General features: G+C 61.4%; 12 protein-coding genes. 11 read left to right on the top strand and 1 reads right to left on the bottom strand.

What is annotated here, in order from left to right; all coding sequences use genetic code 11:
* Positions 1–167 precede the first annotated feature (167 nt).
* From LCH64_RS07150 to hemE, 11 genes are all read left to right on the top strand, one after another.
* Positions 168–1,232 (top strand): pilus assembly protein PilM, encoded by a 1,065-nt coding sequence (locus LCH64_RS07150; RefSeq protein ID WP_226499847.1) that lies wholly within the window; start codon positions 168–170, stop codon positions 1,230–1,232.
* Positions 1,232–1,798, top strand: coding sequence for a PilN domain-containing protein (locus LCH64_RS07155; RefSeq protein ID WP_226499848.1), 567 nt, complete (start codon positions 1,232–1,234; stop codon positions 1,796–1,798). Before LCH64_RS07150 ends, LCH64_RS07155 begins: the two co-directional genes overlap by 1 nt.
* The gene (pilO, locus tag LCH64_RS07160; protein WP_226499849.1) at positions 1,795–2,418 is read left to right on the top strand and encodes a type 4a pilus biogenesis protein PilO; all 624 of its coding nucleotides are present in this window, start codon (positions 1,795–1,797) and stop codon (positions 2,416–2,418) included. Before LCH64_RS07155 ends, pilO begins: the two co-directional genes overlap by 4 nt.
* Positions 2,415–2,942: a pilus assembly protein PilP gene (locus LCH64_RS07165; RefSeq protein ID WP_103485590.1), complete on the top strand. Its 528-nt coding sequence runs from the start codon at positions 2,415–2,417 to the stop codon at positions 2,940–2,942. The genes pilO and LCH64_RS07165 overlap by 4 nt, the downstream gene beginning before the upstream one ends.
* A 13-nt stretch (positions 2,943–2,955) precedes the next feature.
* The gene (pilQ, locus tag LCH64_RS07170; protein ID WP_003220900.1) at positions 2,956–5,028 is read left to right on the top strand and encodes a type IV pilus secretin PilQ; all 2,073 of its coding nucleotides are present in this window, start codon (positions 2,956–2,958) and stop codon (positions 5,026–5,028) included.
* A 4-nt stretch (positions 5,029–5,032) separates the two neighbouring features.
* Positions 5,033–5,551, top strand: a complete 519-nt coding sequence (gene aroK / locus LCH64_RS07175; protein WP_103519996.1) for a shikimate kinase AroK — start codon at positions 5,033–5,035, stop codon at positions 5,549–5,551.
* A 151-nt stretch (positions 5,552–5,702) separates the two neighbouring features.
* A complete protein-coding gene (aroB, locus tag LCH64_RS07180; protein WP_027611317.1) occupies positions 5,703–6,803 on the top strand; it encodes a 3-dehydroquinate synthase in 1,101 nt (366 codons plus the stop codon).
* 10 nt (positions 6,804–6,813) lie between these two features.
* Entirely contained in the window at positions 6,814–8,403 is a 1,590-nt protein-coding gene (locus tag LCH64_RS07185) for an AAA family ATPase (RefSeq protein WP_226499850.1), read from the top strand.
* Positions 8,404–8,752: 349 nt separating this feature from the next.
* A complete protein-coding gene (gltB, locus tag LCH64_RS07190; RefSeq protein WP_003220908.1) occupies positions 8,753–13,198 on the top strand; it encodes a glutamate synthase large subunit in 4,446 nt (1,481 codons plus the stop codon).
* Between the two features lie 33 nt (positions 13,199–13,231).
* A complete protein-coding gene (locus LCH64_RS07195; RefSeq protein ID WP_003220910.1) occupies positions 13,232–14,650 on the top strand; it encodes an FAD-dependent oxidoreductase in 1,419 nt (472 codons plus the stop codon).
* A gap of 242 nt (positions 14,651–14,892) precedes the next feature.
* Positions 14,893–15,960, top strand: coding sequence for a uroporphyrinogen decarboxylase (gene hemE / locus LCH64_RS07200; RefSeq protein ID WP_103485588.1), 1,068 nt, complete (start codon positions 14,893–14,895; stop codon positions 15,958–15,960).
* Positions 15,961–16,136: 176 nt separating this feature from the next.
* Here the strand turns inward: hemE and LCH64_RS07205 are convergent, their stop codons facing one another.
* Positions 16,137–17,411: an MFS transporter gene (locus LCH64_RS07205; protein WP_201135998.1), complete on the bottom strand. Its 1,275-nt coding sequence runs from the start codon at positions 17,409–17,411 to the stop codon at positions 16,137–16,139.
* Between the last annotated feature and the right edge of the window lie 42 nt (positions 17,412–17,453).

The raw sequence follows: 17,453 nt of genomic DNA on the forward strand, positions 1-17,453 counted from the left end.
GAACACACAGAACAACCCGCGCCGGCAGTAAAAAGCGGAAAAAAACGCTGGGCATTATAAGCACTTTTCTGCTGGGGGCGTCATTTGCGCTTCTGTCAAGGCGCGGTGAAGGAACGCAATGTGTATTACAGAGTCCGTAACTCACGGAAAGTCATAGGGAATTGGTAGTGCTGGGACTCTTCAATAAAAAGACCAATACGTTACTGGGGATCGACATCAGCTCCACTTCGGTGAAGCTGCTGGAGCTTAGCCTCCAGGGCGACCGCTACCGGGTCGAGGCCTACGCGGTGGAGCCTCTGCCGCCCAATGCCGTGGTCGAAAAGAATATCGCCGAGCTCGAAGGCGTGGGCAATGCCTTGTCTCGGGTACTGGTCAAGGCGCGCACCGGGCTCAAGAGCGTGGCGGTGGCGGTGGCCGGCTCTGCGGTGATCACCAAGATCATCGAGATGGATGCCGGGCTGACCGATGACGAGCTGGAAAACCAGCTCAAGATCGAAGCCGACCAATACATTCCCTATCCACTGGACGAAGTCGCCATCGACTTCGAAGTCCAGGGCGTTTCGCCGCGCAACCCGGAGCGGGTCAACGTGCTGCTGGCCGCCTGTCGCAAGGAAAACGTCGAAGTGCGCGAGGCGGCGCTGGCGCTGGCCGGGCTGACGGCGCGAGTGGTCGATGTCGAGGCCTATGCGCTGGAGCGCTCGTTCGGCCTGCTCGCCACTCAACTGGCCGCCTCGCAGGAACGCCTGACGGTGGCCGTGGTGGACATCGGCGCGACCATGACCACTCTCAGCGTCCTGTACAACGGCCGCATCATCTATACCCGCGAGCAACTGTTCGGTGGCCGCCAACTGACCGAGGAGATTCAGCGCCGCTACGGCCTGACCGTCGAGCAGGCCGGGCTGGCGAAAAAGCAGGGCGGTCTGCCGGATGACTATATCAGCGAGGTCTTGCAGCCGTTCCGGGATGCGCTGGTACAGCAGGTGTCGCGCTCGTTGCAGTTTTTCTTTGCCTCCGGGCAGTACAACGCAGTCGATCACATTCTGCTGGCCGGTGGCACGGCGTCGGTGCCAGGGCTGGATCGCCTGATCGAGCAGCGCCTGGGCACCCCGACCCAGGTCGCCAACCCGTTCGCCGACATGGCCTTGAGCAGCAAGGTCAACGCCGGGGCCCTGGCCAGTGACGCGCCGGCCCTGATGATTGCCTGCGGGCTCGCGCTCAGGAGTTTCGACTGATGGCGCGGATCAACCTTCTCCCCTGGCGCGAGGAGCGCCGCGAAGAGCGGCGCAAGCGCTTCCTGCTGATCCTGATCGGGGTATTGGTCGGTTCGGTGGGTGCGGTGTTCATTGCCGATCAGATCTTCGATGCCGCCATCGAGCGGCAGGCCGCGCGCAATGCCTACATCGGCAAGCAGATAGCGGTGGTCGACGAACGGATCAAGCAGATCAGCGAACTCAAGGCCCGGCGCCAGCAACTGGTCGAGCGCATGCGCATCATCCAGGACTTGCAGGGCAACCGGCAGATCAGTGGACGGATCTTCGATCAACTGGCACGCACGCTGCCGGACGGCGTCTATTTCACCAGCGTGAAACTGGTGGGCAAGACGCTGACCATCAATGGCGCGGCCGAGTCCAATAATCGGGTTTCGGAGCTGATGCGCAATCTGGATGCCTCCGACTGGTTTGACGCGCCCAGCCTCAACGAGGTGAAGGCGACGACCGCCGGTCAGGTGGATCAGGCCAACGTCTTTCAGCTGACCGTTCGTCAGACCCAGCCAGCCGTGACGGAGGGCGACAAATGAAGCCGTCCGAATGGCTGCAAAGTCTGCGCAATATCGACTTCAACGATCTGGATACCAGCAACATCGGTTCCTGGCCGGCCGCGGTGAAAACCATCGCGGGAGCATTGCTGGCGGTGCTGGTGTTGGCGCTTGGCTATAACTTTTTCATCAGCGACATGGAAAACCAGCTGGAAGCCAAGCATCAGGAAGAAGACACCTTGAAGGAGCAGTTCGCCAGCAAGGCGCACATGGCCGCCAACCTGGAGCTGTACACCCAGCAGATGAAGGAGATGGAAAACTCCTTCGGCGTGCTCCTGCGGCAGTTGCCCAGCGACACTGAAGTCCCGGGGTTGCTGGAAGACATCACCCGCACCGGGTTGGGCAGTGGCCTCGAATTCGAAGAGATCAAGCTGCTACCGGAAGTGACCCAGCCGTTCTACATCGAATTGCCGATCCAGATCACCGTCACCGGGGCTTACCACGACCTCGCCACTTTCGTCAGTGGCGTCGCCGGGTTGCCACGGATCGTCACGTTGCACGATTTCGAACTGGCGCCGGCCAACCCCGAAGGCGGGACCAAGCTGCGCATGAGCATCCTCGCCAAGACTTACCGCTATAACGACAAGGGGTTGGACAAATGACCCCGATCCGTTATTTCGCCCTGTCAGTGCTGGTGCTCGGCCTCAGTGGTTGCGGCAGCAGTGACGAATTCAGCGACCTCGACGCTTACATGAACGAAGTGCGTCTGCGCCCGGCGGGCAAGATCGAGCCGACGCCGACGTTCCATTCGTACCCCACGTTTACCTACAGCGCGGCCAACCTGCGCAGCCCGTTCTCGCGTCAGGTGCGGGTCGATCTGGCCGGGCAGCAGCGCGGCTCGCGCAATGTCAAACCCGACCCCAACCGGGTCAAGCAATACCTCGAAGGTTTCAACATCGAGCAGTTTGAAATGGTCGGCACGATCTCCAATGCCTCCGGCTCCTTTGCCCTGCTGCGTGGGGCCGGCGGTGTGCATCGGCTGAAGGTCGGCGACTACCTGGGGCGCAACGACGGGCGCATCGTGGCGATCAGCGCCACTCAGGTCGATGTGGTCGAAATCGTGCCCGACGGCGAAGGCGCCTGGCTGGAACGTCCGCGCACCATTCCTTTGAAAGAGCACTCATAGTGGAAGTCGAACAATGAACAGGATTTTTTCCACCCTCGGTTTTTCGCTATGGATAGCGCTGCTGTCACCGATGGTGCAGGCGGCCAGTCTCAAGGCGCTGGATGTGGCGGCGTTACCGGGTGACCGCATCGAGTTGAAGCTGTCGTTCGACGGCCCACCACCGCAGCCCAAGGGCTACACCACCGAATCACCGGCGCGAATCGCTCTGGATCTGCCGGGTGTCGCCAGCCAGCTGACGAGCAAGACCCGCGATCTGGGCAGCGGCAATGCGCGAACGGCGACGGTGGTCGAGGCCAACGACCGTACGCGCCTGATCATCAATCTGACGCAACTGACGCCCTACACCTCGCGGGTCGAGGGTAACAATCTGTTCGTGGTGGTCGGGCAGGGCGCCAAGCCTGCTGCACCGCGCCCAGCCGCCGCTGCGCCACGACCGGTCGCGGCTCCGGCGAAGGCTTACGCCCCCGTTGCCAAGACCATTCGTGGCGTCGACTTCCAGCGTGGCACTGCGGGCGAGGGCAACGTGGTCATTGATCTGTCGGACCCGACCATCGCCCCGGATATCCAGGAGCATGACGGCAAGATCATCCTCAGTTTTGCCCGCACCCAGTTGCCCGACAGGCTGCGGGTGCGCCTCGACGTCAAGGATTTCGCCACGCCTGTGCAGTTCGTCAACGCCGCCGCCACCGGTGATCGTGCGGTGATCACCGTCGAACCCAGCGGCACGTTCGACTATTCCACCTACCAGACCGATAACAAACTGACCGTCAGCATTCGCCCGATGACGGTCGATGACCTGCAAAAACGCAATGCCGAGCGCCAGGCCTACAGTGGCGAAAAACTCTCGCTGAATTTTCAGGACATCGATGTGCGCTCGGTGCTGCAACTGATCGCCGATTTCACCAACCTCAATCTGGTGGCCAGCGATACGGTGCAGGGCGGGATCACCTTGCGTCTGCAAAACGTGCCGTGGGATCAGGCGCTGGACCTGGTGCTGAAAACCAAGGGACTGGATAAACGCAAGATCGGCAACGTGCTGCTGGTGGCGCCGGCCGACGAAATCGCTGCCCGCGAACGCCAGGAGCTGGAGTCGCAGAAACAGATCGCCGAACTGGCACCGCTGCGCCGCGAACTGCTGCAAGTGAACTACGCCAAGGCGGCGGACATCGCCAAGCTGTTCCAGTCGGTGACCAGCGCCGAGGCGAAAATCGACGAGCGCGGCTCGATCACCGTCGACGAGCGCACCAACAACATCATTGCCTACCAGACCCAGGATCGCCTCGACGAACTGCGGCGGATCGTGGCGCAACTGGATATTCCGGTGCGTCAGGTGATGATCGAGGCGCGGATCGTCGAAGCCAACGTCGATTACGACAAGAGTCTGGGCGTGCGCTGGGGCGGTTCGATCCAGAACAAGGGCAACTGGAACACCTCCGGGGTCAGCAATGGCACCTCTACCACCATTGGCACACCGGGCAGCACCAGCACCAATTCGCCGTTCGTCGACATGGGCACGATCGGTAACACCTCGGGGATCGGCATCGCCTTCATCACCGACAATGTGCTGCTCGATCTTGAGCTGACCGCCATGGAGAAGACCGGCAACGGTGAAATCGTCTCGCAGCCGAAAGTGGTCACCTCCGACAAGGAGACCGCAAAGATCCTCAAGGGCACCGAGATTCCGTATCAGGAAGCCAGCTCCAGCGGCGCGACGTCGGTGTCGTTCAAGGAAGCTTCGCTGTCGCTGGAAGTAACGCCACAGATCACCCCTGACAACCGCATCATCATGGAGGTCAAGGTCACCAAGGACGAACCGGACTACCTGAACAAAGTGCAGGATGTACCGCCGATCAAGAAGAACGAGGTCAACGCCAAGGTGCTGGTGAACGATGGCGAGACCATCGTGATTGGCGGTGTTTTCTCAAATACTCAAAGCAAGGTCGTAGATAAGGTGCCATTTCTTGGCGATGTGCCGTATCTTGGCCGCCTTTTCCGGCGTGATGTGGTTTCGGAGAAAAAATCCGAGCTGCTGGTATTTCTCACTCCGCGTATCATGAATAACCAGGCGATTGCTGTGAGTCGTTGATTCTGTGCGAAATTTGATTCTTGTAGGACCGATGGGCGCTGGAAAAAGCACCATCGGCCGGTTGCTGGCCAAAGAGCTGCGCCTGCCGTTCAAAGATTCCGACAAGGAAATTGAACTGCGCACGGGCGCCAATATCCCGTGGATCTTCGACAAGGAAGGCGAGCCCGGCTTTCGCGACCGTGAGCAGGCGATGATCGCCGAGCTGTGCGCGTTCGACGGCGTGGTGCTGGCGACTGGCGGCGGTGCGGTGATGCGCGATGCCAACCGCAAGGCCCTGCACGATGGCGGGCGGGTGGTGTATCTGCACGCCTCCGTCGAGCAGCAGGTCGGCCGCACGTCGCGCGACCGCAATCGTCCTTTGCTGCGCACCGCCGATCCGGCGAAAACCCTGCGTGACCTGCTGGCGATCCGTGATCCGCTCTATCGGGAAATCGCCGATCTGGTGGTGGAAACCGACGAGCGGCCACCGCGTATGGTGGTGCTCGACATTCTCGACCGTCTGGCGCAGCTTCCACCCCGTTAAAGCATCGCCCGAAATGCGCTATCCTCGGCGTCCTGTCAGAGCCGTCGAGGTTGTGGCGGATGGCGTGCGAGCGGCGTCATACCCGCTATAGGCTGCAGACAACCAATAATTCAGGGCAGGACGCCTGCTTCCATCTTCACTGTGGGGACACATGCAGACACTCAAGGTCGATCTAGGCGAGCGCAGCTACCCGATTCATATTGGCGAAGGTTTGTTGGATCAGCCTGAGTTGCTGGCGCCGCATATCCACGGGCGGCAGGTGGCAATCATCTCCAACGAGACCGTTGCGCCGCTCTATCTCGAACGTCTGACCCGCAGCCTGGCGCAGTTCTCGGTGATCTCGGTGGTGCTGCCGGACGGCGAAGCCTTCAAGAACTGGGAAACCCTGCAACTGATCTTCGACGGCCTGCTGACAGCCCGTCATGACCGCCGCACCACGATCATCGCCCTCGGCGGCGGGGTCATCGGTGACATGGCCGGTTTCGCCGCCGCTTGCTACCAGCGCGGCGTCGATTTCATCCAGATTCCTACCACGCTGCTGTCCCAGGTCGATTCGTCGGTGGGCGGCAAGACCGGCATCAACCACCCGTTGGGCAAGAACATGGTCGGCGCGTTCTATCAGCCGAACGTGGTGCTGATCGATACCGCGTCCCTGAAAACCCTGCCAGAGCGTGAGCTGTCCGCCGGTCTGGCCGAAGTCATCAAGTACGGTCTGATCTGCGACGAGCCGTTCCTGACCTGGCTCGAAGACAACGTCGACGCCCTGCGCGCGCTGGATCAAAAGGCCCTGACCTACGCCATCGAGCGCTCCTGCGCGGCCAAGGCTGCAGTGGTCGGTGCCGATGAGAAGGAAACCGGCGTGCGCGCCACGCTCAATCTCGGCCACACCTTCGGCCACGCCATCGAGACCCACATGGGCTATGGTGTCTGGTTGCATGGTGAGGCGGTCGCCGCAGGTACGGTGATGGCGCTGGAAATGTCCGCACGTCTGGGCTGGATCAGCGAGCAGGAACGTGATCGCGGCATTCGGCTGTTCCAGCGTGCCGGTCTGCCGGTGATCCCGCCGGAAGAAATGACCGAAGCCGATTTTCTCGAACATATGGCAATTGATAAAAAAGTGATCGACGGTCGTCTGCGCCTGGTGCTGCTGCGCCGGATGGGCGAAGCGGTGGTGACCGCCGATTATCCGAAAGAGGTTCTACAGGCCACGCTGGGAGCGGATTACCGCGCTCTGGCTCAGCTTAAAGGTTAATAAGATTCCGATGACTAGTTTGCATGCCGACGAGGCGTTCCTCGGCCATTTCCAGTTAAGTCACGACCCTTTCGCGCCGCGGGTGCCGGGCTTCAAATTCTTCCCGGCCCAGCGCAAGCCGGTGCTGGGGCAACTGCACCACTTGGCGCGTTACAGCCAGTTGCTGCTGGTGGTCACCGGCCCGCAAGGCAGCGGCAAGACCCTGCTGCGCCAGGCGCTGGTGGCCAGCACCAACAAGCAATCGGTGCAAAGCGTTGTAGTGTCGGCCCGTGGGGCTGGCGATGCCGCCGGCGTGCTGCGTCAGGTTGCTCAGGCGCTGGACGTGGCGCAGGCGGAGGTCGGCGCGATTCTGGCGCAAGTGGTGCAGCTGGCACTGACCGGGCAGGAAGTCTATCTGCTGGTGGATGATGCCGAGCAGCTTGACGAGTCCGCTCTCGAAGCGCTGATGGCGCTGGGTGCCGGTGCACCGGAAGGTCGTCCACACGTGTTCCTGTTCGGTGAATCGTCGCTGATCGCGCAACTGGAGGCCTTGCACCTCGAGGAAGAGCGCTTCCACGTCATCGAACTGCAGCCGTACACCGAAGAAGAGACCCGCGAATATCTCGACCAACGGCTCGAAGGTGCGGGCCGGGGTGTCGAACTTTTCACCGCGGATCAGATCTCTGAGATTCACGAAAGCGCCGAGGGTTGGCCTGGCAACATCAACCAGGTCGCTCGCGATGCACTGATCGAAGTCATGATTGCCAGCCGCTCTGCGGTCAAGCGTCCAAGTATGGGGTTCAACATGCCGAAGAAACACGTATTGGCGATTTCCGCCGTCGTTGTGGTCGCGGTCGCCGCCGCCTGGCTGATGCCGGGTCGCAACAAGGCGCCAACCACTGGCGCACCCGCCAACGAACAGGCACAACTGCCGTTGGGCCAAGGCGCCAAGGGTGGCGCGCCGAACGTCGAGTTCGCCGGCAATACCCAGCCGATGCCGCTGCCGCTGGTCGGCAACTCGCAACCGGTGATGCGCGGCCCGTTGGCTGAGGCCGCTGGCGGCATCACCGAAGGCGACGATGGCGTGCCGGTCGAAGGTTCCAGCGCGACGCCGCCGACCGTAACAACTTCCGCACCACCAGCAGGTGTTCCGGCCGGCCCGGCGCCAACCCCGGTTCCGGTGCCAGCCGCCAAGCCGACCCCGGCACCGACTCAGGTCGCCACCGCCAAGCCTGCTCCGGCAGCGCCAGCGGCCAAACCGACTCCGGCTCCGGCCAAGCCTGTTGCTGCCGCCAAACCGGCCGAGAAGCCGGTTACCGTGGCCAAGGCTGCCGGTGGCAACTGGTACGCCGGTCAGCCGACCAGCAACTACGTGGTGCAGATCCTCGGCACCAGCTCCGAAGCGACCGCGCAAAACTTCGTCAAGGAGCAGGGCGGCGAGTACCGTTATTTCAAGAAAGTCCTCAACGGCAAGCCTCTCTACGTGATCACCTACGGCAACTTCGCCAATCGTGATGCAGCCGTTTCTGCCATCAAGGCCTTGCCAGCGAAGGTTCAGGCTGGTAAACCTTGGCCTCGCACTGTCGCCAGCGTCCAACAGGAACTGGCAACAACTCGCTGAAGATTCGGCGGCCTTACCCAGGCCGCCTCTCCAAGCACCTCAAAATTTCTACGAGTGCGCGCTTCCTTCCAGGTCGCGTGCCTTGTGGTGTCTGCGTCACAGTAGTCTTTGAGTCGTTGCAGTCAGAATTAAAAAAGTTTTGACTAGCACAGCAGATCGCTTTAAACCTTTCACAAATGCGACATAGATTTGCGACATTTCGTCGTCAAATTTGTGAGCGTCTGTGTCGCTGTGTACAATGACCACCCTTTTGCCCCCGCAAAGCCGGCGTACGTTCGGCGCGGTCAGCAAGTGGTTGAATTGAAAAGAAATTTGCCTCGAAAAGAGGCAGCCTGGTGAGAAAGTGTCTATGAAAGCAGGTCTGTACCAACCAGATGAATTCAAGGATAACTGCGGTTTCGGCCTGATAGCCCATATGCAGGGCGAGCCCAGTCATACCCTTTTGCAAACGGCCATCGAGGCCCTGACCTGCATGACCCACCGCGGTGGGATTAATGCCGACGGCAAGACCGGTGACGGTTGCGGTCTGCTGATTCAAAAGCCTGACGCGTTCCTGCGGGCGATTGCCCAGGAAAACTTCAGCGTCGAGCTGCCCAAGCAATATGCCGTGGGCATGGTCTTCTTCAACCAGGATCCGGCCAAGGCCGAAGCCGCTCGCGAGAACATGAACCGCGAGATCCTCGCTGAAGGCCTGCAACTGATCGGCTGGCGCAAAGTGCCGATCGACACCAGCGTCCTCGGCCGCCTGGCCCTTGAGCGCCTGCCGCAAATCGAGCAGGTGTACATCGGCGGTGAAGGCCTGAGCGATCAGGACATGGCGGTCAAGCTGTTCAGCGCCCGTCGTCGCTCGTCGGTGGCCAACGCCGCCGACACCGACCACTACATCTGCAGCTTTTCGCACAAGACCATCATCTATAAAGGCCTGATGATGCCGGCCGACCTGGCCGCGTTCTATCCGGACCTCGGTGACCAGCGCCTGCAAACCGCGATCTGCGTGTTCCACCAGCGCTTTTCCACCAACACCCTGCCGAAATGGCCGCTGGCTCAGCCATTCCGCTTCCTCGCCCACAACGGCGAGATCAACACCATTACCGGTAACCGTAACTGGGCGCAGGCCCGTCGGACCAAGTTCACCAACGATCTGATGGATCTGGAAGAACTCGGCCCGCTGGTCAACCGTGTCGGTTCCGACTCCTCGAGCATGGACAACATGCTCGAACTGATGGTCACCGGTGGCATCGACCTGTTCCGTGGCGTGCGGATGATCATTCCGCCAGCGTGGCAGAACGTTGAAACCATGGACCCGGATCTGCGTGCGTTCTACGAGTACAACTCGATGCACATGGAACCGTGGGACGGCCCGGCCGGCGTGGTGATGACCGATGGTCGTTACGCGGTGTGCCTGCTCGACCGTAACGGTCTGCGTCCGGCGCGCTGGGTCACCACCACCAACGGTTTCATCACCGTTGCTTCGGAAATCGGCGTCTGGAACTACCAGCCAGAAGACGTGATCGCCAAGGGCCGTGTCGGCCCGGGCCAGATCCTCGCCGTGGACACCGAAACCGGGCAGATCCTCGACACCGACGCGATCGACAACCGTCTGAAATCCCGTCATCCGTACAAGCAATGGCTGCGCAAGAACGCCCTGCGCATCCAGGCGACCATGGAAGACAACGACCACGGTTCGGCGTTCTACGACGTCGATCAGCTCAAGCAATACATGAAGATGTATCAGGTCACGTTCGAAGAGCGTGATCAGGTGCTGCGTCCGCTCGGCGAACAGGGCTACGAAGCCGTCGGTTCGATGGGCGATGACACGCCGATGGCCGTGCTGTCGCAGCGTGTGCGCACGCCGTACGACTATTTCCGCCAGCAGTTCGCGCAGGTCACCAACCCGCCGATCGACCCGCTGCGTGAAGCGATCGTGATGTCGCTGGAAATCTGCCTCGGTGCCGAGCGCAACATCTTCCAGGAATCGCCGGAACACGCCTCGCGCGTGATCCTCAGCTCGCCAGTGATCTCGCCGGCCAAGTGGCGCTCGCTGATGAACCTCGACCGCCCGGGTTTCGAGCGGCAGATCATCGACCTCAACTACGACGAAAGCGTCGGCCTCGAAGCGGCGATCCGCAACGTTGCCGATCAGGCTGAAGAAGCCGTGCGTGCCGGGCGTACCCAGATCGTTCTGAGCGACCGTCATATCGCGCCGGGCAAACTGCCGATCCACGCTTCGCTGGCGACCGGCGCGGTGCACCACCGCCTGACCGAAAAAGGCCTGCGCTGCGATTCCAACATCCTCGTGGAAACCGCGACCGCACGCGATCCGCATCACTTCGCGGTGCTGATCGGTTTCGGCGCCTCGGCGGTCTATCCGTTCCTGGCCTACGAAGTGCTGGGCGACCTGATCCGTACCGGTGAAGTGCTGGGCGACCTCTATGAGGTGTTCAAGAACTACCGTAAGGGCATCACCAAAGGTCTGCTGAAGATCCTGTCGAAGATGGGCATCTCGACCATCGCATCGTACCGCGGTGCGCAGCTGTTCGAAGCCATCGGCCTGTCCGAAGAAGTGTGCGAGCTGAGCTTCCGTGGCGTGCCGAGCCGCATCAAGGGTGCGCGTTTCGTCGACATCGAAGCCGAGCAGAAAGCACTCGCCACCGAAGCCTGGAGTCCGCGCAAGCCGATCCAGCAGGGCGGTCTGCTGAAGTTCGTCCACGGCGGCGAATATCATGCGTACAACCCGGACGTGGTCAACACCCTGCAAGCCGCCGTGCAGCAGGGCGACTACGCCAAGTTCAAGGAATACACCTCGCTGGTGGACAACCGTCCGGTGTCGATGATTCGCGACCTGTTCAAGGTCAAGACCCTCGACAAGCCGCTGGACATCAGTGAAATCGAGCCGCTGGAATCGGTGCTCAAGCGCTTCGACTCCGCCGGTATCTCGCTGGGCGCACTGTCGCCGGAAGCTCACGAAGCCCTGGCCGAAGCCATGAACCGCCTCGGTGCGCGTTCCAACTCCGGCGAAGGCGGCGAAGACCCGGCACGTTACGGCACCATCAAGAGTTCGAAAATCAAGCAGGTCGCGACGGGCCGTTTCGGTGTAACCCCGGAATACCTGGTCAACGCCGAAGTGCTGCAGATCAAGGTCGCTCAGGGCGCCAAGCCGGGCGAGGGCGGGCAACTGCCGGGCGGTAAGGTCAACGGGCTGATCGCCAAGCTGCGTTACGCAGTGCCGGGCGTGACCCTGATCTCGCCGCCGCCGCACCACGACATCTACTCGATCGAAGACTTGTCGCAGCTGATCTTCGACCTGAAACAGGTCAACCCGAAGGCACTGGTTTCGGTGAAGCTGGTAGCAGAAGCCGGCGTCGGCACCATCGCCGCCGGTGTGGCCAAGGCCTATGCGGACTTGATCACCATCTCCGGCTACGACGGTGGTACCGGTGCTTCGCCGCTGACCTCGATCAAATACGCGGGCGCGCCGTGGGAACTCGGCCTGGCTGAAACCCACCAGACCCTGCGCGGCAACGACCTGCGCGGCAAAGTCCGGGTGCAGACCGACGGTGGCCTGAAAACCGGCCTCGACGTGATCAAGGCAGCGATTCTCGGCGCCGAAAGCTTCGGCTTCGGTACGGCGCCGATGATCGCCCTCGGTTGCAAATACCTGCGCATCTGCCACCTGAACAACTGCGCCACCGGTGTTGCGACGCAGAACGAGAAGCTGCGCAAGGATCACTACATCGGGACCGTCGACATGGTGGTGAACTTCTTCACCTACGTCGCCGAAGAAACCCGTGAGTGGCTGGCCAAGCTCGGCGTGCGTTCCCTCGAAGAGCTGATCGGCCGTACCGATCTGCTGGAAATCCTCGAAGGCCAGACCGCCAAGCAACACCATCTGGATCTGACCCCGCTGCTGGGCAGCGATCACATCCCGGCGGACAAACCGCAATTCTGCGGCGTTGAGCGCAACCCGCCGTTCGACCAGGGCCTGCTGGCCGAGAAAATGGTCGACATGGCGACCTCGGCGATCAACGACCTCAGCGGTGCCGAGTTCGAATTGGACATCTGCAACTGCGACCGTTCGATCGGCGCGCGGATCTCCGGCGAAATCGCGCGCAAGCACGGCAATCAGGGCATGGCCAACGCGCCGATCACCTTCCGCTTCAAAGGCACGGCCGGTCAGAGCTTCGGCGTGTGGAACGCCGGCGGTCTGCACATGTATCTGGAAGGCGACGCCAACGACTACGTCGGCAAAGGCATGACCGGCGGCAAACTGGTCATCGTGCCGCCGAAGGGCAGCGTCTATCAGACTCAGAACAGCGCCATCATCGGCAACACCTGCCTGTACGGCGCCACCGGCGGCAAGTTGTTCGCCGCCGGCACCGCAGGCGAGCGTTTCGCTGTGCGTAACTCCGGTGCCCACACGGTCGTGGAAGGCACTGGCGATCACTGCTGCGAGTACATGACCGGTGGTTTCGTCTGCGTCCTGGGCAAGACCGGTTACAACTTCGGCTCTGGCATGACCGGTGGTTTCGCCTACGTGCTCGACCAGGACAACACCTTCGTTGACCGGGTCAACCACGAACTGGTGGAAATCCAGCGGATCAGCGGCGAGGCGATGGAAGCCTACCGCAGCCACTTGCAGAACGTGCTGAACGAGTACGTCAAGGAAACCGAGAGCGAGTGGGGTCGTGAACTCGCCGAAAACCTTGATGACTACCTGCGCCGTTTCTGGCTGGTGAAGCCTAAGGCTGCCAACCTGAAATCGTTGCTTTCCAGCACTCGTGCCAACCCGCAGTGATATGCGCCTGAAGAGTTTGATGAGGTTTTAACAATGGCTGAACGTCTGAATAACGACTTCCAGTTCATCGATGTCGGGCGCAAGGATCCGAAGAAGAAACTGTTGCGTCAACGCAAGAAAGAGTTCGTGGAAATCTACGAACCGTTCAAACCCCAGCAGTCGGCCGACCAGGCCCACCGCTGCCTGGGTTGCGGCAACCCGTATTGCGAATGGAAGTGCCCGGTGCACAACTTCATTCCCAACTGGCTGAAGCTGGTGGCCGAGGGCAACATCCTCCAGGCCGCCGAGCTGTCGCACCAGACCAACACCCTGCCGGAAGTCTGCGGCCGGGTGTGCCCGCAGGATCGCCTGTGCGAGGGTGCCTGCACCCTCAACGACGGTTTCGGCGCGGTGACCATCGGTTCGGTCGAGAAGTACATCACCGATACCGCGTTCGCCATGGGCTGGCGCCCTGACATGTCCAAGGTCAAGCCGACCGGCAAGCGTGTCGCGATCATCGGTGCCGGCCCGGCGGGGCTGGGTTGCGCCGACGTGCTGGTGCGTGGCGGCGTGACCCCGGTGGTGTTCGACAAGAACCCGGAAATCGGCGGTCTGCTGACCTTCGGTATCCCTGAGTTCAAGCTTGAGAAGAGCGTGCTGAGCAATCGTCGCGAAGTCTTCACCGGCATGGGCATCGAGTTCCGCCTCAACACCGAGGTCGGCAAGGACGTGACCATGGAGCAACTGCTCGCCGAATACGATGCGGTGTTCATGGGCATGGGCACCTACACCTACATGAAGGGCGGTTTTGCCGGTGAGGACCTGCCGGGCGTCTACGACGCGCTGGACTTCCTGATTGCCAACGTCAACCGCAACCTGGGCTTTGAAAAGTCGCCGGAAGATTTCGTCGACATGAAAGGCAAGAAGGTCGTGGTACTCGGTGGTGGCGACACGGCGATGGACTGCAACCGCACCTCGATCCGTCAGGGCGCCAAGTCGGTGACCTGCGCCTATCGTCGTGACGAAGCGAACATGCCCGGCTCGCGCAAAGAGGTGAAGAACGCCAAGGAAGAAGGCGTGAAATTCCTCTACAACCGCCAGCCAATCGCGATCGTCGGTGAAGACAAGGTCGAAGGCGTGAAAGTGGTTGAGACCCGTCTCGGCGAACCGGACGCCCGTGGCCGCCGCAGCCCCGAGCCGATCCCAGGCTCCGAAGAGATCATCCCGGCCGACGCCGTGGTCATCGCGTTCGGTTTCCGTCCAAGCCCGGCACCGTGGTTCGAACAGTTCGAAATCCAGACCGACAGCCAGGGCCGTGTCGTCGCGCCTGAGCAAGGTCAGTACAAGCATCAGACCAGCAACCCGAAAATCTTCGCCGGTGGCGACATGGTGCGCGGTTCCGACCTGGTGGTAACGGCGATCTTCGAAGGCCGCAATGCGGCTGAAGGGATCCTTGATTACCTGGGCGTCTGATTACATTTCAGCCTGAAATGCGCTCAAAAATGTGGGAGCGGGCTTGCTCGCGAAGAGGGAGTGTCAGTCGACAGATTTGTTGCCTGACCCACCGCTTTCGCGAGCAAGCCCGCTCCCACATTGGTTTCTGTGCGCTCAATACAGCGCAATAAATTGACCCGATAGACAAAAGGCTGACCTGCATCCGTGCCTTTTGCGTCGCGCTCTGAGAAAATGCCCGCACTTTTTTTCCGGATGCCGACATGACTGCCCTGAAGAACGACCGTTTCCTCCGCGCCCTGCTCAAGCAACCTGTAGACGTCACCCCGGTGTGGATGATGCGCCAGGCCGGCCGCTACCTGCCTGAATACCGCGCCAGCCGTGCCCAGGCCGGTGATTTCATGAGCCTGTGCATGAATCCGGAATTCGCTTGCGAAGTCACGTTGCAACCGCTCGACCGCTACCCGCAACTGGACGCGGCGATCCTGTTTTCCGACATCCTCACCATCCCCGATGCCATGGGCCAGGGCCTGTACTTCGAGACCGGTGAAGGCCCGCGCTTCAAGAAAGTCGTCAGCACCCTGGCGGACATCGAAGCGTTGCCGATCCCTGATCCGCACAAAGACCTTGGCTATGTGATGGACGCGGTCAGCACCATCCGTCGCGAGCTGAACGGCCGTGTGCCGCTGATCGGTTTCTCTGGCAGCCCGTGGACCCTCGCCACCTACATGGTTGAAGGCGGCTCGTCGAAAGACTTCCGCAAAACCAAGGCGATGCTCTACGACAACCCGCAAGCCATGCACCTGCTGCTGGACAAGCTGGCGCAGTCGGTGACCTCGTACCTCAACGGCCAGATCATGGCCGGCGCGCAAGCGGTGCAGATCTTCGATACCTGGGGCGGCAACCTGTCGGCCGCGGCGTATCAGGAATTCTCCCTGGCCTACATGAAGAAAATCGTCAGCGGCCTTATCCGCGAGCACGACGGTCGCAAGGTGCCGGTGATCCTCTTCACCAAGAACGGCGGCCTGTGGCTGGAAAGCATCGCCGAGGCCGGCGCCGACGCTTTGGGCCTGGACTGGACCTGCGACATCGGTAACGCCCGCGCCCGCGTCGGCGACAAGGTAGCCCTGCAAGGCAACATGGACCCGACCGTGCTCTACGCCAAACCGGAGGCGATCCGCACCGAAGTCGGGCGCATTCTGGCCAGTTACGGCAAAGGCAGCGGTCACGTGTTCAACCTCGGCCACGGCATCACCCCTGAGGTCGATCCGGAGCATGCGGGCGCGTTCCTGCGCGCGGTGCATGAGTTGTCGGCGCAGTATCACGAGTGATCGACGCGCAATAGAAAACGCCCGGCTTATGCCGGGCGTTTTTCTTTCCACAATCCAACGTCGGACGCGGATCAATTGTAGGAGTGAGCCTGCTCGCGATAGCGGTAAGTCAGTCGCCAGATGTGTTGGCTGACACACCGCTATCGCGAGCAGGCTCACTCCTACAGGGTTTTGCGTCAGGCTTTGACTCCGCCGAGCGGCGGCAACTTGGCCAGTTTCAACGCCACCCCCAGCGCCACCAGCAACAACGCGCCAATGAACAACCCAATCCCGTTCCAGCCGCCCAAATGCCAGAACACCCCGCCCGCCGTGCCGGCAATGCTGGAGCCTGCGTAATAACTGAACAGGTACAACGACGACGCCTGGCCTTTGGCCTTCAGCGCCCGCCGGCCGATCCAGCTGCTCGCCACTGAGTGCGCGCCGAAGAAGCCGAAGGTGAAGATCAGCATACCCACGATCACCAGCAGCAGTGGGGTGAACATTGTCAGCGCGAGGCCAGCGAACATCAGGGCAATCGTCGCCCACAGCACTTTGCGCCGCCCCAGTTTGTCCGCCAACGAACCGATCTTTGCCGAACTGTAGATGCCCGACAGATACACCACCGACAGCAAGCCGACGAACACCTGATCGAGGTTGTACGGCGCGGCGAGCAGGCGATAGCCGATGTAGTTGAACAGGGTGACGAACGCCCCCATCAGCACGAAGGCTTCAAGAAACAGCAGCGGCAGACCGGCATCGCGAAAGTGCATGGTGAAGCCGTCGAGCAGGCTGCGCGGGTGCAGTGAGCGTGAGCGGAAGTTGCGCGACTCGGGAAGGATTTTCCAGAACACTGCCGCCGCAATCAGCGCCAGAGCGCCGATCACCAGCATTGCGGTGTGCCAGCTGACAAAGTCGATCAGCACCCCGGTGATCAATCGCCCGCTCATCCCGCCAATCGCGTTGCCGCCGATGTACAGGCCCATCGCCAGGCCGATGTGCTGCGGGTGGATTTCCTCGCTCAGGTAAGTCATCGCCACGGCCGCCAGACCGCTCAGTGACAGCCCGATCAACGCGCGCATGATCAGCACGCCGTGCCAGCTCGGCATCATCGAGCTGGCGATGGTGCACAGCGCGGCAGCGAACAGCGCTGCGACCATCACCGGTTTACGCCCGATCCGGTCGGAAATCGGTCCGGTGATCAACAGACCGAAGGCCAGCATGCCGGTCGCCACCGACAGAATCAGGCTGCTCTGCGCGGCATTGATCGAATACTCGTGGGACAGCAGCGGCATCATCGGCTGCACGCAGTACAACAGGGCGAAGGTCGCGAAGCCGCCGCTGAACAGCGCCAGCACCGTGCGCATGAACATCGGCGTGCCTTTTTCGATGTAGATCTCCTGCAGCTCTGCGATCACATCGTCGGCTGCGGCAGGCGGGACTTCATGGGCCAGGGGGGCGACAACTGTTTTCACTTCAGACCTCGGAGGGCACGGCCGGGCAGGCAATGAAAAAAT

This window comes from Pseudomonas sp. MWU16-30322 (genome assembly GCF_020515535.1).
In the GTDB taxonomy this organism is placed as follows: Bacteria; Pseudomonadota; Gammaproteobacteria; order Pseudomonadales; family Pseudomonadaceae; genus Aquipseudomonas; species Aquipseudomonas fluorescens_H.